This window comes from Marinifilum sp. RC60d5, from assembly GCF_052400665.1.
GTDB lineage: Bacteria > Bacteroidota > Bacteroidia > Bacteroidales > Marinifilaceae > JBQTGK01.
The window spans coordinates 810,242-836,113 of the sequence record NZ_JBQTGK010000001.1; the positions used below are offsets into that span (position 1 = coordinate 810,242).

Consider the following 25,872-nt stretch of genomic DNA (forward strand, 5'->3'; position numbering starts at 1 on the left):
ATACCATACATATAATTTAACAACGTTTAATAAAAAAAACGCTGCAAATAGTAAGAATAACATTTGCAGCGCTTTATATGATTTCTATTTGAAATAGTAAATCCTTCTAGGCAAAAATTTCGCTTTCAGTAGTCACCATTTCCTTTTCTATAATTTTAGCCAATCGTCGAATACCTTCTATGGCTTTTTCGTTATTTACATAAGAAAAGTTAAGACGCATAGTATTGTTTCCACCACCATTGCAATAGAATACATTTCCGGTAACAAATGCTACCTTTTTCTCAATCGCTTTATGAAACAAATCCAGGGCATTCATATTTTCGGGTAAAGTAATAAACAGGAACATTCCTCCCTCGGGATGTGTCCAGCTTACCCCTTTAGGCATGCACTTCTCCATCTCGCTAAGCATTACATCGCGACGCTGATGATACAAATCGATTGTTTTTTTCAAATTACTTTCGAACACACCCGATTTTAAATAACGAACAGCAATTTTCTGCACAAAAGTAGGCGTACATAAATCGGCTGACTGCTTGGCAATTACAATTTTCTCATTCACGGCTTCGGGCCCTAATATCCAGCCAATGCGAAGACCAGGAGCAAAAATTTTCGAGAAAGTTCCCAGTGTCAAAACATGATCATCATTATCAAGCTCATACATCATAGGCTGTGCTTCGCCCTCGAAACGCACTTCGCGATACGGACAATCCTCAACAAGTAAAACATCATATTTATGAGCCAATTCAAGAATCTCTATTCGTCGCGATTTAGGCATTGTAATTCCAGTAGGATTCTGAAAATCGGGAATAACATAAATAAATTTTGGCTTAATACCCTGTTCTGCCAATTCTATCAGTTTAGCTTCCAGTAAATCGGCACTCATCCCCTGCTCGTCCATTGGTACTCCTGCCATTTTAGCACCATAAGCCTGAAAAGCACCAATCCCGCCAAGGTAAGATGGCAAACCGCAAATAACAGTATCGCCTTCGTTCACCAAAACTTTGCCCACTAAATCTAATCCTTGCTGCGATCCGGTGGTTACAATCAAATTATCTAAAGAACATTCAATTCCTTCGTCTTGATATTTTTTTAAAAGCAGCTCTCTTAACTCTGTAACTCCCTCGGTAGCATCGTACTGCAAAACAGCAGCACCTTCTTCTTTCAGCATTGTCGAAATTAAACCATCCAAACTATCAACCGGAAACGATTCGGGTGCTGGTAAACCTCCTGCAAAAGAGATTACTTCCGGGTTTTGCGTTAATTTTAAAATCTCACGAATGGCTGATCTTTTAATATTATTACTGATATGAGAAAAAGTACCTTTTAAATCGCTGATCATGATATTGTTATTTTTGTGTTTTGTGTTTTTGTATTATCTCTTTTCGTATTATGAAACTATTTTACAATCTATAAAGAGATTAATTTATTTACAGCCAGTTTTTGCGCATGCGCTTCCATTTGTAATCGCGATGTTTTGTTACACATTCAATATCCTCATCAGTCATGTGCTTAAAACGGGCCTGCTTTTTTAAGTAATCTTTCACCGATTTAAATTCCTTTGGATTTCGGTTCAGTTTATATTCTCCATCTTCATACTCTGCAAGAAAAATCAGACCACAGTCTACTGCGTCTTTGGCAATTTCTACCGATGTTTCGGTGGGTGTTCCCCATCCCGTAGGACAGGATGCATATACATGAATAAAAGTTGCTCCTTTGGTATGCTTGGCTTTGTTTACCTTGTTCATAAAATCCTGAGGATAACCAATACTGGCCGTTGCAGCATAGGCAATATCGTGCGCAGCAATAATCTCAAACAAATTCTTTTTGTGAGTTACTGTTCCCGGGAGATTTTTTCCTGCCGGTGTGGTAGTTGTTTTGGTTCCGTAAGGTGTTAATCCACTTTTCTGGATACCCGTATTCATATATGCTTCATTGTCGTAGCAGATATAAAGCACATCATCATTACGATCTATCATTCCCGATAAAGCCTGAAAGCCGATATCGGCCGTTCCCCCATCACCGGCAAACACAACGGTTTTAAAATCTTTCTGTCCTAAAGCCTTGGCTCCGGCAGCAATTCCCGCTGCCATACTTGCCGATCCCGGAAAGGTGGTAATAATGGCATTGGTATTGAATGCCATTTGCGGAAAAATAAATCCTACTGCCGACATGCATCCGGCTGGTAGCGCTGTATAAGTACGCTCGCCCAAAACCTTTAACGCCAGTCGAACAGCTATACTTCCGCCACATCCGGCGCAAGCCTTATGACCATAAAAAAATTCCTTTTCGGTCATGTTTTTCGCATTCACTTTTGGGATATCTACTAGATTAGTCATTGGTTTCAACATTTAGGCTAAAAAATTCTACTTTCTCTTCACTCTTATTCTCAAGTCCGGCGAAAAGCTTGTCAAACATCTCTTCAATTTCTGCTTTGGTGATATCGCGACCACCTAGTCCGCCAACAAAATTGCTTTTGTAAACATACTTGTCAACCTTCGAAAGAGCAGAATTTACATTGGTATAAACGGTTCCTTCGTATCCAAAAGAAATATCCTTATCGATAACCCCTATTGCTTTCACCCGCTTTGCCAAACTTTTCACTTCAGCTTCAGGAAAAGGACGCATGTAGCGGATTTTTAACAATCCAACTTTTTTACCTTCGGCTCGCATTTTGTCAACCACTACACGAACAGTTCCACAAACACTACCCAAAGCAACCAATACCACATCAGCATCTTCGCAGCGGTATTCCTCTACCATTCCGTGATATTTTCTACCAAACTTATCGGCAAAATCCTCATCACATTTGTGAATCACATCAATGGCATCGAGCATGGCTTTATTTTGCTGATATTTAAATTCGGTATTATCATCGGGACGAGAGCTAAAACCTAAATTCTTGGGTTCTTCGAACGACATTTTATTAGGCGTTTGAAATGGAGGTAAAAATTCATCTACCTTTTCCTGTTCAGGAATTTCAACCAACTCGTAGGTGTGAGTCAGAATAAATCCATCAAGATTCACCATCATTGGAGTTAGCACATCTTTGTGCTCAGCAATTTTGTAAGCCTGTATAATCATATCTAAAGCTTCCTGTGCATCTTCCACATATACTTGTATCCAACCCGAATCCAGCAATGAAAGAGAATCGCGCTGATCGCCATAAATACTCCATGGCAAAGCCACCGAACGATTGGCATTCATCATTACCACAGGCCAGCGACCACCACTGCAATAGTGTAATCCTTCGGCCATATACAACAATCCCTGAGAGGAAGATGCAGTAAATGTTCTGGCACCAACCGAACTAGCTCCCATGGTTGCTGAAATCGCTGAGTGCTCGGACTCTACATGCATATATTCTCCATCCATCTCGCCTGCTTCTACCATCTCTGATAATCGCTCAACGGTAATGGTCTGCGGAGTTATTGGATAGGCAGCAATCACATGCGGACGTGATAATCTTACGCCCTGCGCTACTGCCTCATCTCCTGAAATAAAAATCTTATTATTTTTCATCTCTAATAGTATCTTTTTTTTTAGCTTACCAATCATACTTAATCAATAAGCTACTAGCTGTCTGCTGTCAGCTTTTTATTACCCTTATCATTTTGCTTTTGCAAAAACTTGAAGCTTAAAGCTTTATTCCTTCACCATTGTAATTGCATTCTTAGGACATTCGTGGGCACATACGCCACAACCTTTGCAATAATCTAAATCGAATGTAATTTTGCCATCTTCTTTTTTTATGGTTCCATCGGGACAAAGCAAGTAGCAACGCAGGCAGTACACACATGCCTCATGATCTACCACAGGACGAAAGGTTCTCCACCCGGCATTGGTCTCAGGAAGGAATCCCGCTTCATATTGCGGTCCAGTTGGATAATCATCAATATGAATTGGAGTTTTATATTCAGTATGTTTTGGACGATTCATTTTAATCAATTAAGAATTATTAATTGTTCATTAGTTCAAATGCTTTTTCAACAATTTTCTCGTTTAGTGCTGCCAGTTTCGGTTTCATTTCGGTGTGGATACTCGCTATTGCAGCCTCCTTGCTTACCAATCCCGATACAGCCGCCAAAGCTCCATACATAGCAGTGTTGGTAATTGGTCTGCCTAATATTTCCATAGCCAGAGATGTTGCATCAATACCCTGCAAATCGAAATCTTTCAATTGCTCGCTATAAGAATCAATCTTTTGAGTATTAATTAAAATACAGGCTCCCGGTTTAATTCCTTTTTCGAATCCCGGCACAATTAAGGTTTCATCCATAACCACAACATAGTCGCTTTCCTGTACCTCGCTGCGATCGTGAATTTTTGTATCATCAATTTTGGTAAATGCCAAAACAGGAGCTCCTCTTCGCTCGGGTCCAAAAGATGGAAATGCCAAAGCATGCTTTTCTCCGTGAACACTAGCTGCAATTCCTAACAAACGAGAAGCGGTAAATCCACCCTGTCCTCCTCGTCCGTGCCATCTAATTTCTTTCATGTAAGTTAGATTTGAGATAAGAGAATTCAGATGTGAGATATCCTGAATCTCTCTCAATATTTAGTTTTTGTTGTTATCTGTAAATCAATCTCGTTCTTAGATCTTGAATTTAAAATCTAATCAAGAGGTTTACTCTTGTAAAAGTACCTGTTCACGAAATTATTTACCAGTATTTAGAATAAATACAGAAAACTAATCTAGTATATATGCTATATTAAAGAATTTATATCTTTACAAACACATAAAATACCAATATCAATAGAAAAATATTCTTCTATGGAAAATTTGGATCGAACCGATCGGAAAATTTTAGAGTTGCTACAGCAGGATTGTCGAATAACAATTAAAGAGTTAGCAGAAAAACTACACCTTAGTAATACACCTATTTACGAACGGGTAAAAAAGATGGAACGCAGCGGAATTATTAAAAACTATGTGGCTGTTCTCGATCCGGAAAAAATCGATAAAAGCATGGTGGTTTTCATCTCTATTTCAATAACCAAACACACCAGAGATGTGGTAGATCATTTTAGGCAGGAAGCTTTGGCTTTACCAGAAGTAATGGAGTTTTATATCACGTCGGGAAATTTTGATGCCATGCTTAAAATTATGGTGAAAGATATGAATGCTTTCCAGTTTTTTATTCAGGAAAAACTTTCAAAATTCGATTATATCACTCGCTTTAACAGCACTTTCGTGATTTCCTCGTCGGAGAAAATTGGGTATGATTTGTAGTTGTTTAGCCTGGTAAACTGCCATGGTAGTTTTATGAGAAAAACCTATTTATTTATAAAAGCAAATAGTTTTTTTACGCTTTGCATATTCATCTTCAGTTTTATCTCAGCGAACAATATACCAGCAAAAATCAGTAACCCACCAATAACTATTTTTTCGCTTAACGCTTCATTCAAATAAAAATAAGCAGTGATAGCAGCAAATAACGGTTCGAACGAAAAAATAATAGAAGTTGTTATTTCGGATATGTATTTTTGATAATAATTCTGAACCGTATACATAAATGCTGTGGCAAATAAAGCGGTAAAAATAATAGCCTGCCAGACTTTAAACTCCTTAGGAAAATACAATTCTCCTTTTACACCAGAATATAAAAAACATAAAAATCCGAATATAAAAAACTGAGTTATTGATAATAATATGGCATCACTTTTACCACTATAACGTGTGACCATAATAATGTAACTGGCAAAAAATATAGCCGAAAATAAAACCCAGGCATCACCTATATTAAGACTTAATCCATTTCCTAATGTGAGTAAAGCCAAACCCATTGTAGCTAAAACAATAGCAATTAAAATATTAAAACCAGGCAAACGCCTTTGCATTACAGATAAAATTATAGGAACAATAACAACCGATAAACCAGTAATAAAAGCACCCTTAGAGGCACTGGTGTATTGCAAACCAATAGTCTGTGCAAAAAAGCTAATCATTAACGGAATAGCTAAAATAGCTCCGTATTTTAAGGTATCTGAATTAAATTTTTTTAAGCGTTTAAAGAAAATAAATACAAGTACCAGAGCTGCTACTAAAAAACGATAAGCAAGAAAATTAGTGACACTAATAAGAGATACGGCATCTTTTATAAAGACAAAAGTCATCCCCCAAAATATTGTGCCCAACAAAAGCAACAGAATTGTTTTAATTTTAATATTCATATTTCTAATTTATATCTTAAATATTTTATTTAAGCATAGTAACAATAAATAGAAGCAGATAAAGATATTTCCCAATAAGAATTTAAAAGTAAAACCTAAAATTGGCGCACCGAAACAGCTTCATTAGTCATTTAGTAATGATGAAGCCATGGTACATAGAGAAGATCTATGATGAGCTAAAGTAATATCCGAAATCTTCCACAGCCTAGATATCACCGATTATAACAATTTACAGATACTCAATCTGATGCGAATATATTCTTTTTTTTATAAAGATAAAAATGCTGATAATTAAAAATAAAAAGCGACAACTCTGCAGAGTCATCGCTTTAAATATGATAGGTAGTTCTTGTTACTTATACATGCTTTAATATGTCTTCCAAATTCTCAAATCTGGTTTTGTAATCGTTCATCGACCGAAGAATTACTTCGTGAGACTCTTCACATCCATAAGTATGCGTAATTTCAGCTTGTCGATCAAGTCCTGGCATATCTTTGTAAGTCAGAAAATAGTGTTTTAGTCTATCAACAATTACATTGGGCACACACTTAATATCGGTAAACTGACCGTAAGTAGCATCGTTTTTTAGTACAGCAATAATTTTATCGTCGGCTTCGTTGCCATCAATCATTCTAAAGCCACCAATAGGGCGAACTTCAGCAATAATATCGCCATGAGAAATCGACTTCTCTGTTAGAATACAAATATCCAACGGATCGGCATCACCCTTAATTTCGGGCTTACCCGATTTTTCGCTACAATACTCACCTACAGAATCGCCGCAGTATGTTTGTGGTAAAAAACCATACAAAGCAGGCACTACATTCGAATATTTCTGAGGTCGGTCTATTTTTAAATATCCACTTGTTTTATCTACCTCGTATTTTACTGTATCGGTAGGTACCATTTCAATAAAAGCCATAACCGACTCAGGAGCATTATCTCCTACATCAAGTCCATGCCATGGATGCGACTTATAACGCAAGCCCATTAGTCTTGCAATTGGGTCGTTTAATTTATTTCCCATAATTAAAAATTTCATTTGTTGTTTCGGCACTCCAAACAACACAATTAGTTAGCTGTAGGCAAATGTAATAAAACAATATAAAAAACAACCTAATCGTCTTTTTCTTTTGTCTTAATAACTAGAAAATGAGTATTTATCGCCAGACACATTTGATACTCCGCAATATATCCAAAATTTGTAAGCTTTGGGATAGTCTCATTAAAAACAGGCACACTATTACCTATTGCTTACTACTCATCTTTACTGGCTGATGAATCCATTTCCTTATCACCAATCTTTTCTTCTTCAAAACCTGGGGTAATTGTTAAAGGAATATCCCGAACAATGGCCGAGTGAATCAGTCCCCAGGACATAATAAGACTCGTTGAAATAATAATAAACAATAAAATACCAGGATCGAAAGACTCGTTACTATACTTATGAGGAATTGCATAATACAACAAAACAGTAATCAAGCCTCGTGGTGCAATCCATATTTGTGGAAAAATATCAATCCCTATAAAAATACGAAGCAACAACCAGCGTATTACATATATACTAAGCAGAAGCATTAAACTAACTTCCAAAACCTGATAATCGAGCAAATTAGAAACAACAATACTTAAACCAAATATCACAAAGAAGAAGGTCCTGACCACAAAAGCAGATTCCATAGTTATTACATGCAACTCGCGCTTTAAAACTTCAAACCTTTCTTTGTGAAGAAATTTCCGAAGCTTGCCCCGATAAAATAATTCATTATTCTGAGCTATTATTCCAAATACTAGTATAATTATTAGTGGCGACAAGTGTAATATTTTCCCTACTGCATAAAGCAATACCAAAAGAGAAATCAACAGAAATAAATGTGCACCATCTTTAACAAACTGAAATGCATACAACAATAAATAGCTAGCCACAAAAGCAACTATGCATGATACAACAATACTGATTCCAAAACTTAACATAGGGTGCATAACTTCTGATACAGCAAAAGGATCTTGATTTTTAAAGTCAAGCACATTCAACACAAAATAAAAAAGCATAATGCCAATAATATCGCTAAAAGTACTTTCATAAACATGAAATTCCCTTTTTTCTTCGCTTAGCTTGCCAACACTGGGAATAATAATTGCACTCGAAAGTATCGATAATGGCGTGGCATACAAAACAGAAGTTAGCCAATCCATATTTGGAATGGCATAATAGATGATAGCCGACGCAACAAATAAAGAAACAGCCAGTCCTAAATTAGCAACTAGCAAGGATTTAGTAATTACCTTAATCTTCTCTTTTTTCAACTCCAGGTCGAGCGCCGCCTCTAAAACAATCATGATTAAACCAATAATTCCAATCACCTCGAGTATGGGAAAAAAATTAATTTCCGGAACATGAAGTATCTTTAGGCCATACTGAATAAAAATACCCAGTCCTATCAGCATCAATACCGATGGAACATGGGTTTTATCTGCAATCTTAGTAAAAATAAAAGAGAGTAAAATAATTAAACAACCTGCTATAATTATTTGATAGGAATCGAATTCTAACATTTGCAATAGATAAATATTGATTTTAGATCGAAAATAATCATTTTTAAGATACAAAATCCCCAAAGCCCAGGTTAAAATATTAGTTCCTTAGAAAAAACTTTTTTCCACATCCATAGTCATATACTAAAAATGATGAAAACGGAATTGGTAAAAATTGGTATGCTATGTCCATACAAATTTATAATTATCATCTATCCACCCCAACCATCGCGATCGAGACTGCGATACTGTATGGCTTCTGCCAAGTGCTCACTTTTAATGTCTTCTGCTCCTTCCAGATCGGCAATTGTTCGTGATACTTTTAATATTCTGTCGTAGGCTCTAGCCGATAAGCCAACCTTTTCCATAGCAGTTTTTAGCAACGCCATTCCTGCCTCATCGGGTCGGCAATATTTTCGCAATAGCTTAGAGCTCATTTGTGCATTGCAATGCATGCCCTCTTCGTCTTTAAAACGCTCGGTCTGAATATCGCGCGCCGCTTCAACCCGTTTACGAATAACTTCACTTTTTTCTGACAACTGAGAGTTGGAGATCTTATCGAAAGAAACCGGAACCACCTCTATGTGAATATCTATTCGATCTAAAAGCGGACCACTAATCTTACTCAGGTATTTTTGTACCATTCCGGGGCCACACAGACAATCCTTCTCGGGATGATTATAATATCCGCATGGACAAGGATTCATAGAAGCAATCAACATGGTGCTTGCAGGATATTCAACCGAAAATTTTGCTCTCGAAATGGTTATGGTTCTATCTTCTAATGGCTGGCGCATAACCTCTAAAACAGTACGCTTAAACTCGGGTAACTCATCTAAAAAAAGCACTCCATTGTGAGCTAAACTAATTTCACCTGGCTGCGGATAAGTTCCGCCACCAACCAGGGCCACATCTGAAATGGTGTGATGTGGATTTCTAAATGGCCTTTGTGTCATTAAAGAGCTGTTTTTCTCGAGAGTTCCGGCCACCGAATGAATTTTAGTAGTCTCTAATGCTTCCTGCAGACTTAAGGGAGGCAAAATACCGGGAATTCGCTTTGCCAGCATGGTTTTACCAGCACCAGGTGGGCCTATCATTATGATATTGTGTCCGCCTGCGGCAGCAATTTCTAAAGCTCTTTTCACATTCTCCTGTCCTTTTACATCAGCAAAATCGTGAGGAAATTTATTTAAATGAGCATAAAATTCGGCACGCGTATCAACCTCGGTTGGCTTTATTTCCTGATCTCCTTTTAAAAACTTGATTACCTCGTTTATTGAGTCGGCTCCATATACTTTTAGTTTATTAACTACCGCTGCCTCTCGTGCATTTGCTTTGGGTAATATTAACCCTTCAAAACCCTCTTCTCTGGCTTGTATTGCCATAGGTAAAACCCCTTTCACAGGCACTAAACTACCATCGAGAGAAAGTTCTCCCATTATCATGAATTTATCGAGTGTATCGCAAGTAATCTGTTCGGTAGCTGTTAATATTGCAATGGCAAGAGGCAAATCGTAGGCCGATCCTTCTTTGCGAATATCGGCAGGAGCCATATTAATAATAATTTTTTTACCCGGAATTTTATATCCCACTTCGCGCAGGGCAGAATCGATTCTCTGCTGACTTTCTTTAACTGCATTATCGGGCAAACCTACAAGTGAGAAACGCACTCCGGGAAAAACATTTACCTCGATAGTAATGGTTGTTGCATGAATACCATGAACGGCACTTCCATAAGTTTTAACAAGCATGTATATAGATTTTCTTTTTAACAAAAAGCTTTTTGAATATAAGCATTTTAAACGATCAATCAAAACACATCACCCTCATTATCAACTCAACAATATTAATTAACAAAAAAAGGATGCCGAACCGACACCCTTTTTCTGTTTCTTTACTTCCTCTTATTTCAATTTCGCTTCGATGTACTGAATCAAACAATGAATTACCTTAATATGAATTTCCTGCACCCTATCGGAATATGATTTCCAGGGCACTCTAATTTCCACGTCGCAAACATCAGCCATTTCGCCTCCTGTTTTTCCACTTAGTCCAACCACATACATTCCTTTTTCTTTTGCCACTTTAATGGCATTAAGAATATTAGCAGAATTTCCTGATGTACTAATTCCTAACAATACATCTCCTTTTTGTCCAACTCCTTCTACATATCTCGAAAAAATAGACTCGAACCCATAATCGTTACCCACACAAGTAATATGGCTGGGATCAGAAATAGCAATTGCAGGCATCGATACTCTATCATCGCGAAAGCGACCCGTTAATTCTTCGGCAAAATGCATCGCATCGCACATAGAACCGCCATTTCCACAAGAAATTATTTTGCCTCCATTTTTTATAGCCTCAGCCATGGCATCGCCAGCTTTTTCTATGGCCTTAAAATTTTCTTCCTTAGCAATAAATTCGTTCAACACAGTTTGTGCATCTAAAAAACTGCTTTTTATATCGTTTAGACTCATGTTATACCAATTAAGTTTCAAACTTATAAGAGATACCACCAGATATTTAAAAATAACTGATCAGCAAAATGCTTAAAATATTTTAAATATAGATTAGTGGTAATCAATTTTTCTCAAAAGTAAGAAAAGCAATAATAATTATGAATTAAGAATCAGGAATAATAGATCTGCGTAATAAACACTTTCTTAAAACAGATAAAGCAATTCATCGCACTTTTAAAATTTTCTGATTAAGTTTACTGTTAAAACCAAGCCTTTTAGCTATGTTACCTACAAAAGAAAAACTATACGAAATTATCTTTGAAGCTGATACCAAAAGTGGTAAAATATTCGATATCACTCTACTTGTTATTATTCTGCTTAGTATTCTTTTAGTAATGCTCGAAAGTGTACCTTCCATCGAAAACCAGTATCATCAACTTTTAAGAATTTCGGAATGGGCCATTACTATTATTTTCAGTATAGAATACATTCTGCGAATATGGATTGTTAGACATTCTAAAACCTACATTTTTAGTTTTTATGGGATAATCGATTTTTTATCGGTACTCCCTACCTATGTCGCGCTTTTTTTTGCCGGAACACAAGGTTTAATGGTAATTAGAGCACTGCGCCTGCTTCGGGTTTTTCGAATACTAAAATTAAACAGATACCTAAAAGAAAGTGCAATTATTATACGCGCACTTAAGCAAAGTAGAATTAAAATTTCTGTTTTTTTATTCGCAGTTATCACTTTAGTGATAATTATTGGAACAATAATGTACTTAATTGAAGGTGCCGAAAATGGATTTACCAGTATTCCGAGGGGAATTTACTGGGCCATTGTAACCTTAACCACTGTTGGCTATGGAGATATTTCGCCGGCTACCCCATTAGGACAATTACTAGCCAGTATGGTAATGATAATGGGATATGCTATAATTGCCGTTCCTACAGGAATTGTTACAGCTGAATTAAGCAAGCATAATCATCCAAATATATCAACTCAGGTTTGTCCTAATTGCCTAAGCGAAGGACACGCTCACGGTGCAAAATACTGCAGCAATTGCGGCAGTAAACTTAATTGATGCCTTTATACCTAACAGTATACCGAATTTTAAATAAAACAGCATATCTTTTAGAATTTTTTAACGCTTTGATGAAGGTAAAGAATCCAATTATTTCAATAATTTATAGGTATATTTGTAAGTCCTTTTTGAGACAGTTTAGTATTACAAATTCAATTTTCGACAGAATATATTGAATTATACTTATTCATTAACTAACAAATAGGTGTAAAACAAATAATTATGGGATTTGCTAGTTTTTTTAAAAAACCTGAATATAAGAGATTTAATATACAGCCTCGTTATTGGGACCCTGCAAAAGAGGAACGTCAGGATAGAGAAAGAAGAATGAAATCGGAACTCGGTATCAAGGATGAAAATGAAGAATATATTCCAAATATAAAGGGTCGAATGAGAAGCGAACTTCGACACAAACACATGGATACCAGTAGTGTAAGAAGATCTTCAAATATTAGGTTACTACTAATTTTTATTATACTTGCCCTGGCAGCTTTCATTTACATTAACGGATGGGATGAGGTGCTTCAAAAGATTATTGTTGGCATTGAACAGTTAAAGTCTAATCGCTAACATCTAAATATCAAATAAATATATGTCAGATTTGATACAGATTCTACCAGACAATGTAGCAAACCAAATTGCTGCAGGAGAAGTAGTACAAAGACCCGCATCGGTAGTAAAAGAACTTGTTGAGAACGCAATAGATGCAGGAAGCAGCTCGATTAAAATTAATTTAATAGATGCAGGAAAAACCCTTATTCAGGTAATTGATAATGGGTGTGGTATGTCGGTTACCGATGCCCGATTAGCATTTGAACGACACGCTACTTCTAAAATACGAAAAGCGAATGATCTGTTTGCCATCAGAACAATGGGGTTTAGAGGCGAAGCTTTAGCTTCTATTGCTGCAATTGCTAATGTTGAGCTAAAAACCAAACGCATCGAAGATGAGTTGGGAACTCATATCACTATTGATGGCTCTGAACTTATATCGCAAGAGGTATCGGCATGTTGCGAAGGAAGTAATTTTATTGTTAAGAACTTATTCTTTAATGTTCCTGCCCGACGAAAATTCCTAAAAGCAAATTCAACCGAACTTCGAAATATTATCACCGAATTTCATAGAATTGTTCTTTCAAATCCTGATATATCTTTTCAGCTAATCCATAACGATACCGAAATTCATAACCTGCCCGCAGGTAATATTCGCCAGCGCATTATGAATGTTTTTGGGAAAAGTATGAATTCCAGGCTAATTACAATCAATACCAAAACAAGTATTGTTAAACTTACTGGGTTTATAGGAAAACCAAAAAATGCAAAGAAAAATTTAGGGGAACAATTCTTTTTCGTGAACAATCGTTTTATGAGACATCCGTATTTTCATAAGTCTGTTATTCAGGCTTACGATAAAATACTACCTCCCGAAACGGTTCCTCCATATTTCATATTTTTCGAGGTTGATCCTAAAATTATAGACATTAATATTCATCCTACCAAAACAGAAATTAAGTTTGAGGATGAACGTGCCATTTACCAAATTATTCAAGCCTCAATTCGCGAGGCTTTGGGGAAATTTAATATTGTTCCTTCCATCGATTTTGATGAAGACACAAGTTTAGAAATTCCGGTGGCTGGTCAGGATACTGAGATTGAAGCTCCAATGATTAAAGTGAATCCGGAGTTTAATCCTTTCGATGCAGAATCGAATTATAATCCTTTTGACGCGGAAAAAAATTATAATCCTTTCGATAACCCAAGCCAATCCATTGAATCGAATCCGTTTTTTCAGGAGTTTAAAGCAAAAACACCAGAGTCTACTGGCCAGGCACGCAAAAAAGAGGTGCCCGAGAACTGGCAAAAACTTTATGAAACTGCAGGAACTTCGGCACAAAAAGAAGGCGATCAGCCAGCTATCGACCCCGAAAATATTCCCGATTATTTTCAGACTCCGGAAATTCAGCAGCCCGAAGTACAGCAGCAAATTCTGCAACCTAAACTTCAGAATGCCGAACAGCCAAAAAAAGCAAAAAACTTTTTTCAGCTAAAAAACAAATATATTCTTACACCAATTCGCTCTGGTTTAATGATAATCGATCAGCGAAAAGCTCATGAACGTATTTTGTTCGAAAAATTTATAAACTCGCTGGAAAATCATCAGGGAATTGCTCAGCAAACTCTTTTCCCGCAAACCATAGAACTTAATGCTTCGGATTACACATTACTGCAAGTAATTCTAGAAGACGTAAAAGCATTGGGATTCGATATCCGAGAATTTGGAAAGAAAACTTTCGTGATTAATGGAACTCCAGCCGACATACAAAATTCGGAGCCCAAAGAATTACTGGAAAATTTACTGGCAAATTATAAAACCAATCAGTTAGATGTAAAACTAAAAGTTCGTGAAAATCTGGCAAAATCATTAGCCAAAGCATCGGCTGTTAATTATGGCAAATCTCTTAGTTATGAAGAAATGAGCTCCATTATCGATCAGCTATTTGCTTGTAATGTGCCCAATTTTACACCCGATGGAAAACCCATAATTTCGGTATTAGAAACTCAGGAACTCGAAAAAAGATTTAAATAATCGATTATTGCTGACAAACTGTCCTGAATTTAGAGAATTGGGCCAGTATTTTTAAAATGGTCTGACAATTGTTATGACTAGCTAAAATATTAAATAAAAAATCGGATGACACAATATAGACCTCCTTTACTAAATTTACCGCCGGTAGTAAAAAACCTGCTAATTATTAATGTTATCATGCTTTTAGGAACTTATGTTTTGCAAAGCAAATTTGGTTTAAATATTGATAACTACCTGGCATTACATTTTCCAGCATCGGATTATTTTATGCCTCATCAGTTTATTACTCACATGTTTATGCATGCCGGCATTACCCACCTGTTTTTTAATATGTTCGCTTTATTTATGTTTGGACGTGTATTGGAAAGTGTTTGGGGACCTAAACGATTTCTTCTGTATTATATGATAACAGGAATTGGTGCTGCATTAATACAAACCGGAGTAAACTGGTTCGATTATAGCTCTATGAAATCGGCTGTTGATGCATTTTCGAATACACCAACACCCGAATTAATGTCCGAATTCATAAAAAATCATGTTGGAGAAGTTCGCCCATGGGTACAGGATTTTATTAATTCATGGGCCGAATATCCGAATGATGCAAGTGCTACAAATCAGGCTGTTATTTTAATGAATAGAATGCTTGAAGGACAAATTAATGGTGCAACCGTAGGTGCTTCGGGAGCTGTATTTGGCATTTTACTTGCCTTTGGTATGCTGTTCCCAAATACCGAGTTAATGCTTCTTTTTCCTCCCATTCCTATTAAAGCAAAATATTTTGTTATCGGATACGGAGTTTTAGAATTATTCCTTGGCTTTCAAAATCAGGCAACCGATAATGTTGCTCACTTTGCCCACTTAGGAGGTATGATATTCGGCTTTATTCTGATAAAATACTGGCAAAAAAATTCGAATCGTTTTTATTAAATAATGATTTATTTTAAACAATAATATCAAACAAAGAAAGTTAATATCGATAATGAATGTTTGTTTATGAGAAGGAACTTCAATAATCCATATCAAAGTTATTCCAACCAAAATATTTGGAATGGAATTAAAGATTCTTTTAAAGATGGAAGCAATCTTACCAAATTAATATACATTAATTTAGCGGTGTTTCTTGTGGTGAAAATTCTTGGTGTATTCACCTATTTTTTTCAGTATTCGCCCTCGCAAATACCATTTATGGTTTATTGGCTATCGGTACCGGCCGAAACAAGTGCCTTATTAGGCAGGCCGTGGACCGTTTTTACTTATATGTTTTTGCATCAGGATTTTCTGCACATTTTATTTAATATGCTATGGTTGTTTTGGTTTGGAAAAATCTTCTTGTCTTATCTCGATCAGAAAAAGCTACTTAGCATTTATTTAATTGGAGGTTTAACAGGTGCAGCAACCTATATTTTTGCCTATAACATTTTCCCTGTTTTTCAAGATGTTCGCTTTGGAGCTTATGCTTTGGGTGCATCTGCTTCGGTAATGGCTGTGGTATTGGCAACAGTAGTTTATGCTCCTAACCATGTTATCAACCTCATGTTTATTGGTCAGGTAAAAATTAAACACATTGCCATTTTCTTTTTAATTACTGATATTATAAGCATTCCCAACGGAAACGCTGGTGGTCATCTGGCTCATTTAGGTGGTGCTTTTTATGGATGGTTATTTATCTCACAACTACGAAAAGGAAAAGATATTTCATCTGGTTTTAACTCACTTATGGAATCATTCTTTAAACTGTTTGGCAAAAAAAAGAAAATGAAGGTAAGCTTTAAAAACACTCGCAAAATGAGTGATGAGGAATATAATAAATCGAAAAAAGATAACCAGAAAGAATTAAATCGTATTTTAGATAAAATTGCAAAATCGGGTTATGATAGCTTAACTAAAGAAGAAAAAGAAATTCTATTTAAATCGAGTAATCAAAAGTAAAGAACAATCTTGAAAAATTTTCTTCATAAAGCATTGGTAATTTTTAGCCTTATTTTTTCGGGTTCCTTACTCGTTTCCTATTCGGCTTCTTTTATCAATCCTGAAAAGTTTTGCTTACCCGCCTTTTGGGGACTAGCTTACCCTTACCTATTGGCAGCAAATTTTCTTTTTGTTATTTACTGGGTTTTCAGAAGACGATGGAGCTTTTTAATTCCTTTAATTGTAATTTTCGTAGGCTACAAACCTCTTTCCAATTTTATTCAATTAAATAACTCAGGTGCAAAAGTTAAAACAGAATCGGATCTTACTCTTTTAACCTATAATGTAAGAGCTTTTGATAAATACCAATGGACTAAAGATCCTAAAACACCAGAAAAAATATTACAACTTTTAAAAGAAAAACAAGCTGGAGTAATTTGTTTTCAGGAATTTCGTTACACTAAAAGTGGTAATATCTCGCTACGAAACTTAAAAAATAATAGTGCTTGCAAATATTCTTATATTGGCGAAAAGAAAAACGATGTTGCCATATTTTCTCAATACCCTATTGTTAAAAAAGGAGAAATAAAATTTAGCAATGACAATAGATGCAATGCTATTTTTGCCGACATAAAAATTAAAGGCAAAATTTATAGAATCTATAATCTTCATTTGGAATCGAACCGAATGGGAGGTAAGAATTATGCCTTCATCAACAAAAAAGAATTTAAAGCCGACGAACAGGAATTAGAAGAGATTAAAGATATTTCTTTCCGCCTTAAACATGCTTTTAAACAAAGAGCAAATCAGGCCAAAATTATCCGCAAACATATTTCACAGTCTCCTCATCCGGTAATTGTATGTGGCGATTTTAATGATACTGCTCACTCCTATTCTTACCAAACCATTAAAGGAGATTTTATCGATTGCTTTCGTGAACATGGAAGCGGCATAGGAACCACTTATTCGGGCGATTTTCCTTCTTTTAGAATCGATTTTATTTTTCACGACAAGAACTCGAAATGCAATTATTATAAACGAATTAAAAAAAAATATTCCGACCATTTTCCGATTTATGTAGAACTGGAATTAAGCAAAGAGTAAATATTTACTTCACCAATATTCGATAATCGCGCTTAGAAACGTAAATGTTATGATTTTGAGTCTGATACTTGGCCACAATGCTTATAACAGTATCCATAGATGTATTTTTAGGTAAAGGAATTTCGTAACTAACCGATCCTTCCTTTGCATACATTGGCTCTGCCATTACGGGTATGTATTTATCCTTTATTAAATCGCTCACATAAAACACAACATTCTTAGAATAATTGGAGAGAAAAAATTTCAGGACAATCCTATCCGATCGTTTAAACTTTTGAACTTCAATACCAGGAAAATTCTCTCGTAAACTTCCATCGTGCTTGTATTCTTTTAAGCCAATTCCGGCTTGCCCTTTAAAGTATGGTGTTTCGGCCCAAATTTTACCATTGCTATAATATTTTTTCTGCACCCCTTCTTTTTCGTCCTTCCAATAGGGTGTTAAACTATAAATATTACCGTTTTTATGATATTTTTTGGCTGTTCCCGACTTCTCATCATCCACATACATTATTTCGTCGCTTAATGCTCCCGATGAATAATAGATCCTGGTAACTCCATGACGAACGCCATTCTTAAAATTAATTTCGGCAGATAATCTGTTTTGCTCATCGTATTGTTTCACAAGGCCATTCTCAACAAAAGCCTTATCCCGATGGTGGCTATGATTTGTTTTTTGATCGCAAGCAAACAAAATGCAAATGCAAAAAATAGTTAACAGATATTTCATTGAAAGATTCTTAATTTAAAACCTACAAATACAAGTTTAATCTTCTTCTCAATAAAAATAATTTAAACATTGGGAACTTAAAAATAAAAGCCAATAATTAATTCTACATCAGCTTCTTTCTCTTTACAAGGTAAGATTGTAAAACGGCACTAAATTCTTCGCGGATATCTGCTTCGACAAAATCGATAGAGAACTGTCCGCATAACAATTTTAATTCTGTAAAAAATTTCTCCTGCTGGGTTTTATACAATTCTCTAATTTCTAGAGGATTTAATTTTAGACTTTCTCCTGTTTCCAAATCAATAAATCGACTGGGTCTGTTTTCAAAATTAAAATTCGATTCTAATTCAATATCTCTAACCGAAAAAAGTAAGACTTCATGTTTATTAAAACGAAGATGCTGCAGAGATTCTATAATTTCCTGTGGCGATTCGCCCCCTGTAAAATCGGAGAAAACAATTACCAATGATCGCTTGTGCAAACTTTCGGCCAGTTGATGCAAAGTATTTGAAATGTGAGTTGCTCGATCAGTATCGATTCCTTCGGCATTGTAGACCTTATTTAGTTCGGCATATAATAATTGTGCGTGAGTAAGCGAAAGCTTAGCGGATGTCATCAAATTAATCTGATCGGAAAAAGTACACAAACCAACCGCATCTCTTTGTTTACGCAAAAGGTGAATTAATGCAGCTGCACACAAAACCGAATAACTTAATTTCGACTGACTTTTCTTTTCATAGGGAAACAACATCGACGAAGATGTATCGATTACAATATGTGCTCTAAGGTTGGTTTCTTCCTCGAACTGTTTTACAAACATTTTATCGCTTCGGGCATAAAGCTTCCAATCGATATGCTTGGTCGATTCTCCTTTATTGTATAAACGATGTTCGGCAAATTCGACCGAAAAACCATGGTAAGGACTACGATGTAATCCTATTAAAAATCCTTCAACTATTTGTTTAGCGATAATTTCTAAATTATCGAATTCTTCGAATTGTATAAGATCAGAAAGTTGTTTCACCGCAGAATTTTTAATTAAAAAAGAAATTATAACAATTCTAAGTTAATGCTGGACTTAGTATTTGCTATTAGGAATAAAAAAAGGGCATAGAATTAAATTTCCATGCCCTAAATATATTTATGATCCTCTTACAAAAGAGCGTCAATTTTTTCAGCAAAGCTTGATTTTGGAACTGCTCCAACTTGTTTATCAACAATCTCGCCACCCTTAAAGAAAAGAACAGTAGGAATATTGCGAATTCCAAATTTAGCTGAAGTAGCAGGACAGCTATCAACATCCATTTTTGTTACAACAACTTTTCCATCATAATCTTGTGAAAGTTCGTCCACGATTGGGCCAACCATTCTACATGGACCACACCATTCAGCCCAAAAATCAACCAATACAGGTTTATCTGATTTCAATACAACTTCTTCGAAATTAGAATCGTTTACTTCAATTGTCATGGTAATCTATTTTTTAGTGTTTCTATATATACTTAATATTATTTAATGCAATTTAATTAATTTTGAACTTAATTTCCGAATTATTTCTAAAATATTCTATCAATTCGTTCGATAATTCAACACGACAGCTCCTTGAGAACATTTTAACTTTCATATTTTTATCATCAGAAATAATAAAATTCACTTTCAAATTTCCTTTACTTTCCTCCATGCAGCTTGCCATTTCGGTAACTAACTCTTCGCTTAAACTTTGCAAAGGAATTTCAATTGTAACTTCTTTGACTTTTTTCTCCATTACCTCGGTAAGAAGAGTAAAGCCTTTAACTTTATACTCAAGCTCTGTTGAATCTCTTGGCCAGCTTCTGGTTTGTACTCTTCCGTTAATAAAAACCGACAAACCTTCAATAAAATAATTGCTAAACTCTACAAAATCTTTTGCAAAGAAAGCTAATTCATAGGAATCTGTGAAATCTTCAATGTTAACAATTGCAAAAGGATTGCCATTTTTTGTGGTTCCCCTGCGAATTGCTGTTACCATTCCGGCAATATTCACATCTTTATCCTTAAAATTTGCCAAATCTGACGATAATTCAGATAAAGTAGCATTACAAAAAGCATCTATTTCAAGTTTGTAATCATCAAGTGGATGAGCAGACAAGTAGATACCAATTAACTCTTTTTCCTTATTTAAACGTTCTAACTTGTTCCATTCAGCACACTCAGGGATTTTTGGGGGAGTAACTACATAATCTTCAACACCTCCAAATAAAGTTTGTTGTTTGTTATTATTTTCGGCTTGCAATTTATTCCCGTATTTCACCAGATGCTCCATAAAAGTAACATCGCTTTCGTCGGGCTGAAAATACTGACTCCGCTTTAGTCCAAAACTATCGAAACCTCCTGACATAACAAGGTTCTCCAAAGTTCTTTTATTTACTGATCTTAAGTTTACACGCTCAACAAAATCGAAAATATCTTTAAAAGGTCCATTTTTTCGCTCTTCAATAATATCGTGTACAGCCTGCTCTCCTACTCCTTTTACTCCTACCATTCCAAAACGAATTGCTCCTTCCTTATTTACAGTAAAAGTAGAATAAGATTCATTCACATCAGGACCAAGAACGGGTAAGCCCATTCGCTTACACTCATCCATAAATATAGTCACTTTCGTGATATCGGTTAAATTACGACTTAAAACAGCAGCCATAAACTCTGCAGGATAGTGTGCTTTTAAAAATCCTGTCTGATACGCAATATAAGCGTAACATACCGAGTGCGATTTATTAAATGCATACTTTGCAAAAGCTTCCCAGTCTGACCAAATTTTTTCAATCAGTTTATCTGCTTTCACATTATCGCCACCAACACCCTCCATAAACTTAGGGTTATCGTGACATCCATTGATAAACTCAACCTTAAGTTTATCCATCATGGCAATCTGTTTTTTACCCATTGCTTTACGCAAGGTATCAGACATGCCTCGGGTAAATCCCCCCAAGGCACGAGATTGAAGCATTACTTGCTCCTGATAAACAGTAATACCATAAGTATCTTTCAGATAATCCTCCATAATTGGATGATCATAAGCAATCTCCTCTTCCCCATTCTTTCTTTTAATAAAGGAAGGGATATATTCCATTGGTCCGGGACGATACAAGGCATTCATGGCAACCAAATCCTCAAAACGATTTGGCTTAAGTGCACGCAAATGTTTCTTCATTCCCGGCGACTCGAACTGAAAAATAGCCGTTGTTTCTCCACGGCTAAAAAGCTGAAAAGTTTCCTCGTTTTCGAGATCTACATTGTTAATATCAACATCAATACCTTTTGAGAGTTTTACATTGGACAGAACCTCTTTTATAATTGATAAGGTTTTTAACCCCAAAAAGTCCATTTTTAACAAACCAATATCTTCCACAAAACGTCCGTCGTATTGGGTTGTTAGTAGTTCTTCTCCTTTAGTAGGCATTACCGGCAAATGTTCGTCAAGAGGATTTTTCCCGATTAAAACCCCACAGGCATGCACTCCGGTTTGTCGCACAGATCCCTCCAGCGATTCGGCAAGCTTAATAGTTTTGGCAATCAACGGATTCGAAGATTCTTTTTCTTCGAGCAAAGCGGGCTCTTCGGCATAGGCCTTTTTAAAATTCATTTTAGGTGCTTCGGGCACCAGCTTAGTTAAACGAATGGCTTCTGCCAGATCTAAACGAAGTACACGTGCCACATCTTTAATGGAACTTTTAGTAGCCATTGTACCAAAAGTACAAATATGGGCAACTTTATCGTGTCCATATTTATGAGTTACGTAATCGAGTACTTCCTGTCTACCATCATCATCAAAATCAATATCTACATCGGGCATCGATATACGATCGGGATTTAAAAAACGTTCGAACAGTAAGTCGTATTTTATGGGATCAACATCGGTAATTCCAATGCTATAAGCAACCACAGCTCCTGCTGCCGATCCACGCCCAGGCCCTACAATTACACCATTATCTTTAGCCCAGTTAATAAAATCCTGTACAATAAGGAAGTAACCAGGGAATCCCATTGTTTTAATGGTATTCAACTCAAATTTTAAGCGCTCAATTACATGATCTTCTGGTTCATCACCATAACGTTTCTTTGTTCCTTCAATTGCCAGATATTCTAAATAGTCTGATTCTAACTTAATGGAGATTACTTTATCGTAACCACCAAGTTTTTCGTAACGATCTGCTTCGAATTCCTCAATAAGCTTTGCTTCGTCGTATTTATTTTTATAATCTTCCAAAGTTCCAAACTCTTCCGGAATAGAAAACGAAGGCATAATTGGATTCGAGTCCAGTTCAAAAGCCTCCACTTTCTCAGCAATCTCGATGGTATTGGCAAGCGCATCGGGAACATCAGCAAAAAGCTCATTCATCTCTTCGGTAGTCTTAAACCACTCTTGCCGGGTATAACGCATGCGCGAAGGGTCATCGTAATCTCGCCCCGTACTTAAACACACCAAAACATCATGTGCTTCGGCATCTTCGGGATTTATAAAATGCGAATCGTTAGTCGCAATTACTTTAACAGCAAGTTCCGCTGCTAATTCACGAATAATCTTATTTACTCTCACCTGATTCTCCCACACATCCGTTTTTAAACGCGGATCGTTATTCGGGTGGCGCATAATTTCCAGGTAATAATCTTCTCCAAATACATCTTTAAACCAAAGAATGGTTTCTCTGGCTTTATCGATATTACCATTCATAATATGCTGAGCCACTTCTCCGCCCAAACAGGCACTACTTACAATAAGGCCTTCGTTGTATTGTTCCAGAAGCTCCTTATCGATACGTGGTTTATAATACATCCCATCGGTATAAGCAATGGATGTTAATTTTAAAAGGTTTTGATATCCTTTATAGTTTTTAGCCAATAAAATTAGATGATAACCTCTACCATCCGATTTATTTTCTTTTATTAAATGACCTCTCTTGGCAACATAGGCTTCAACCCCAAGTATGGGTTTAATTCCTGCTTTATTACAAGCAACATGAAACTCTTTTACACCAAACATACTACCATGATCGGTTATGGCAACAGCCGGCATACCATCTTCTTTTGCTTTTGCTGCAATGTTAAAAGTTTTAGCAGCTCCATCGAGAATAGAATATTGCGAATGAACATGCAAATGAACAAAATTTTGTGGTGTAATATTCTTAGCTGCCTCTCTTCTTTTTCGTTCCTCTTTTTCGATAGAAATTTTATCGAAAGCTGTATTTACCTTAAAAGATTCGTACTCAATACCAACTAAATCGATAGGTTTCGGGTTATTCAATTTGAATGCATGTACCTGTTCTGGTGACATTCTTAGATTCTGAGAATCTAAACCATCAACTCTTATTAACTCCAGAAAACAGCGTGAAGTAGCTTCTACATCGGCCGCAGCATTATGTGCCTCGGCAAAGGGAACACCAAATAATTTAGTATGCAATTCGGTAAGCGTAGGATTTTTAATCTGCCCCTTGCGTTTTAGATTACAAAATTCTTTACTCCCGGTCATAGTATCCAGTAGAGTTGCATTTGTAAGCTCTTGCTCATTCATTTCGGAACGTAGCAATTCGCATCCGGTGATATTAATATCGAAAGTAACATTATGCCCGATCACAAAATCAGATTTCCTTACATCCTCCATAAAATCCAAAAGAGCATCTTTTAAAGGAATTCCCTTTTCTATTGCTATTTCTGTTGAGATACCGTGAACAGCAACTACATCTTCGGGAATGGTATAACCTTCGGGAGTGATCACATGATTTTTTGCGAACAAAAAATTTCCTTCAATATCGTGACATTGCCATGCCAACTGAACCATTCTTGGCCAGTTTTCGAAATCACTTAATGGGGCTTTCCATTTTTTTGGTAAACCTGTAGTTTCAGTATCAAATATTAAAAACATCTCAGTATCAGAATTTTAATTTCTTACCCTTTAAAAAAAGGCATTTTGCGAAAATAAGGAATGGTATTCAGTCAGGCAAAATTAGTAAATATGATGAACTATTTCCCTCTGGTAATCAACAAAGAATAGTCTTTAGTAAAACAGATAAACGCAACTTGCTACTTCTCTATAACAATGAAAGTTAGTCCTCTAAAATAATTTTTATTCATCTGTTTTTATTCAAAAAATAAGTTGTATCTTTGTCGCGCTTATAAATCGTGGTATGTATACCGCAACTATAAAGTAGGCAAATTTATTAATCTTATTTTAAAAAGAGTTATGCCAGTAAAAATTAGACTAGCAAGACACGGTCGTAAAAGACGTGCATTCTACCACATTGTGGTAGCAGATAGCAGATCACCACGTGATGGTAAGTATATTGAGCGTATTGGATCTTATAATCCAAACACCAATCCTGCTACAATTGACCTAAATTTTGACAAAGCTTTAACATGGCTTACTAATGGTGCTCAGCCTACCGACACTGCAAGAGCTATTTTGTCATACGAAGGTGTAATGATGAAAAAACACTTGTTAGAAGGTGTTAAAAAAGGTGCTTTTGACGAAGCTAAAGCTGAAGAAAAATACCAAGCCTGGAAACAAGAAAAAGAAGCTAAAATTAACGCTAAGAAAGATGGTCTTTCTAAAGCTGCTGAAGATGAAGCAAAAGCTCGTTTTGATGCAGAAGTTAAAATTAGCGCTGACAGAGCTGAAGCTATTGCTAAGAAAGCTGCTGATGCAGAAGCTGCTGCTAAAGCTGAAGAAGCTGGTGATGCAGAAGCTGCAAATGAAGAAGAAGCAGAAGCTTAATTTTGATTGCATGCTAAGAATAGAAGATTGCTACCTGACTGGTTCGTTCATTAAAACTCATGGAGTAAAAGGTGAACTAGTAGCTAAAAAGAATAGTGATCTTCTTGAAAGAAATAAATTGGAATCAATCCTGGTCGATATCGACGGAGGATTGGTTCCTTTTTTCATTAATGGGATAAACAAACGCAATCATTCCAGTGTTAAAATTATACTGGAAGATATGGACACCGAAGCTAAAGCCAAACGGTTTATTGGTTGTGATATTTACATTCCCATAAAAGATGCTCCGGATTTTATTGAAGACGAAGACGAAATTGATCCTAATATTTTAATCGGATTCACTTATATTGACGAAGAAAAAGGTGAGCTTGGTAAAATTGAAGACATTCAGGATTATGCTGGGAATATTGTTCTGGTAATCACCATAAAAGGAGAAGAAGTTTTAATCCCATTTGCCGACGAAAACTTTATCGATCTTGATGAAGAGAATAAAAACATAACCATGGATACGCCTGATGGTTTAATCGATTTATACCTGCAATAA

The 25,872-nt window shown here is 36.0% G+C and carries 23 protein-coding genes; 9 read left to right on the plus strand and 14 right to left on the minus strand.

Features of this window, described 5'->3' with window-relative positions:
• Nucleotides 1–106 precede the first annotated feature (106 nt).
• The 5 genes from ACT3CE_RS03450 to ACT3CE_RS03470 all read right to left on the minus strand — a co-directional run bounded on the left by ACT3CE_RS03450 (nt 107) and on the right by ACT3CE_RS03470 (nt 4,495).
• Nucleotides 107–1,339 carry an aminotransferase-like domain-containing protein gene (locus ACT3CE_RS03450; RefSeq protein ID WP_444708363.1) on the minus strand — a complete coding sequence of 411 codons (1,233 nt, stop codon included), beginning with the start codon at nt 1,337–1,339 and terminating at the stop codon, nt 107–109.
• An 88-nt stretch (nt 1,340–1,427) separates the two neighbouring features.
• The gene (locus ACT3CE_RS03455; protein WP_444708364.1) at nt 1,428–2,336 is read right to left on the minus strand and encodes a thiamine pyrophosphate-dependent enzyme; all 909 of its coding nucleotides are present in this window, start codon (nt 2,334–2,336) and stop codon (nt 1,428–1,430) included.
• A complete protein-coding gene (locus ACT3CE_RS03460) occupies nt 2,329–3,519 on the minus strand; it encodes a transketolase C-terminal domain-containing protein (protein WP_444708365.1) in 1,191 nt (396 codons plus the stop codon). Before ACT3CE_RS03460 ends, ACT3CE_RS03455 begins: the two co-directional genes overlap by 8 nt.
• Nucleotides 3,520–3,642: 123 nt before the next feature.
• The gene (locus ACT3CE_RS03465; protein WP_444708366.1) at nt 3,643–3,936 is read right to left on the minus strand and encodes a 4Fe-4S binding protein; all 294 of its coding nucleotides are present in this window, start codon (nt 3,934–3,936) and stop codon (nt 3,643–3,645) included.
• Nucleotides 3,937–3,955: 19 nt separating this feature from the next.
• Entirely contained in the window at nt 3,956–4,495 is a 540-nt protein-coding gene (locus tag ACT3CE_RS03470; RefSeq protein WP_444708367.1) for a 2-oxoacid:acceptor oxidoreductase family protein, read from the minus strand.
• 276 nt (nt 4,496–4,771) lie between these two features.
• Between ACT3CE_RS03470 and ACT3CE_RS03475 the strand changes: the two genes are divergently transcribed.
• Nucleotides 4,772–5,230 (plus strand): Lrp/AsnC family transcriptional regulator, encoded by a 459-nt coding sequence (locus ACT3CE_RS03475; protein ID WP_444708368.1) that lies wholly within the window; start codon nt 4,772–4,774, stop codon nt 5,228–5,230.
• Nucleotides 5,231–5,274: 44 nt separating this feature from the next.
• On the opposite strand, the gene ACT3CE_RS03480 is transcribed toward ACT3CE_RS03475, so the two are convergent.
• The 5 genes from ACT3CE_RS03480 to lpcA all read right to left on the minus strand — a co-directional run bounded on the left by ACT3CE_RS03480 (nt 5,275) and on the right by lpcA (nt 11,187).
• On the minus strand, nt 5,275–6,171 hold the full coding sequence (locus tag ACT3CE_RS03480; RefSeq protein WP_444708369.1) for a DMT family transporter: 897 nt from the start codon (nt 6,169–6,171) through the stop codon (nt 5,275–5,277).
• A gap of 356 nt (nt 6,172–6,527) precedes the next feature.
• Entirely contained in the window at nt 6,528–7,199 is a 672-nt protein-coding gene (locus ACT3CE_RS03485) for an inorganic pyrophosphatase (RefSeq protein ID WP_444708370.1), read from the minus strand.
• 230 nt (nt 7,200–7,429) lie between these two features.
• A complete protein-coding gene (locus ACT3CE_RS03490; protein WP_444708371.1) occupies nt 7,430–8,728 on the minus strand; it encodes a cation:proton antiporter domain-containing protein in 1,299 nt (432 codons plus the stop codon).
• Between the two features lie 191 nt (nt 8,729–8,919).
• Nucleotides 8,920–10,458, minus strand: a complete 1,539-nt coding sequence (locus tag ACT3CE_RS03495; protein ID WP_444708372.1) for a YifB family Mg chelatase-like AAA ATPase — start codon at nt 10,456–10,458, stop codon at nt 8,920–8,922.
• Nucleotides 10,459–10,611: 153 nt separating this feature from the next.
• Nucleotides 10,612–11,187, minus strand: coding sequence for a D-sedoheptulose 7-phosphate isomerase (gene lpcA, locus ACT3CE_RS03500; RefSeq protein WP_444708373.1), 576 nt, complete (start codon nt 11,185–11,187; stop codon nt 10,612–10,614).
• Nucleotides 11,188–11,450: 263 nt separating this feature from the next.
• On the opposite strand from lpcA, the gene ACT3CE_RS03505 reads away from it, so the two are divergent.
• The 6 genes from ACT3CE_RS03505 (at nt 11,451) to ACT3CE_RS03530 (ending at nt 17,853) form a co-directional block, all read left to right on the plus strand.
• On the plus strand, nt 11,451–12,254 hold the full coding sequence (locus tag ACT3CE_RS03505) for an ion transporter (RefSeq protein ID WP_444708374.1): 804 nt from the start codon (nt 11,451–11,453) through the stop codon (nt 12,252–12,254).
• Nucleotides 12,255–12,476: 222 nt separating this feature from the next.
• Nucleotides 12,477–12,824 carry a hypothetical protein gene (locus ACT3CE_RS03510; RefSeq protein WP_444708375.1) on the plus strand — a complete coding sequence of 116 codons (348 nt, stop codon included), beginning with the start codon at nt 12,477–12,479 and terminating at the stop codon, nt 12,822–12,824.
• 22 nt (nt 12,825–12,846) lie between these two features.
• Complete coding sequence (gene mutL / locus ACT3CE_RS03515; RefSeq protein ID WP_444708376.1) at nt 12,847–14,841, plus strand: DNA mismatch repair endonuclease MutL; 1,995 nt, start codon at nt 12,847–12,849, stop codon at nt 14,839–14,841.
• Nucleotides 14,842–14,946: 105 nt separating this feature from the next.
• On the plus strand, nt 14,947–15,768 hold the full coding sequence (locus ACT3CE_RS03520) for a rhomboid family intramembrane serine protease (protein WP_444708377.1): 822 nt from the start codon (nt 14,947–14,949) through the stop codon (nt 15,766–15,768).
• A 66-nt stretch (nt 15,769–15,834) separates the two neighbouring features.
• Nucleotides 15,835–16,770, plus strand: a complete 936-nt coding sequence (locus ACT3CE_RS03525; protein ID WP_444708378.1) for a rhomboid family intramembrane serine protease — start codon at nt 15,835–15,837, stop codon at nt 16,768–16,770.
• A 9-nt stretch (nt 16,771–16,779) separates the two neighbouring features.
• Complete coding sequence (locus ACT3CE_RS03530; RefSeq protein WP_444708379.1) at nt 16,780–17,853, plus strand: endonuclease/exonuclease/phosphatase family protein; 1,074 nt, start codon at nt 16,780–16,782, stop codon at nt 17,851–17,853.
• Between the two features lie 4 nt (nt 17,854–17,857).
• Here ACT3CE_RS03530 and ACT3CE_RS03535 read toward each other — a convergent pair whose 3' ends face one another.
• The 4 genes from ACT3CE_RS03535 to dnaE all read right to left on the minus strand — a co-directional run bounded on the left by ACT3CE_RS03535 (nt 17,858) and on the right by dnaE (nt 24,479).
• Nucleotides 17,858–18,580, minus strand: coding sequence for a toxin-antitoxin system YwqK family antitoxin (locus tag ACT3CE_RS03535; protein ID WP_444708380.1), 723 nt, complete (start codon nt 18,578–18,580; stop codon nt 17,858–17,860).
• 103 nt (nt 18,581–18,683) lie between these two features.
• Nucleotides 18,684–19,604 (minus strand): DUF58 domain-containing protein, encoded by a 921-nt coding sequence (locus ACT3CE_RS03540; protein WP_444708381.1) that lies wholly within the window; start codon nt 19,602–19,604, stop codon nt 18,684–18,686.
• 128 nt (nt 19,605–19,732) lie between these two features.
• Nucleotides 19,733–20,050 (minus strand): thioredoxin, encoded by a 318-nt coding sequence (gene trxA / locus ACT3CE_RS03545; RefSeq protein ID WP_320118075.1) that lies wholly within the window; start codon nt 20,048–20,050, stop codon nt 19,733–19,735.
• 52 nt (nt 20,051–20,102) lie between these two features.
• Nucleotides 20,103–24,479, minus strand: a complete 4,377-nt coding sequence (gene dnaE / locus ACT3CE_RS03550; protein WP_444708382.1) for a DNA polymerase III subunit alpha — start codon at nt 24,477–24,479, stop codon at nt 20,103–20,105.
• A gap of 318 nt (nt 24,480–24,797) precedes the next feature.
• On the opposite strand from dnaE, the gene ACT3CE_RS03555 reads away from it, so the two are divergent.
• Both ACT3CE_RS03555 and rimM read left to right on the plus strand, forming a co-directional pair.
• The gene (locus tag ACT3CE_RS03555) at nt 24,798–25,328 is read left to right on the plus strand and encodes a 30S ribosomal protein S16 (protein WP_444708383.1); all 531 of its coding nucleotides are present in this window, start codon (nt 24,798–24,800) and stop codon (nt 25,326–25,328) included.
• Nucleotides 25,329–25,338: 10 nt separating this feature from the next.
• Nucleotides 25,339–25,872, plus strand: a complete 534-nt coding sequence (rimM, locus tag ACT3CE_RS03560; RefSeq protein ID WP_444708384.1) for a ribosome maturation factor RimM — start codon at nt 25,339–25,341, stop codon at nt 25,870–25,872.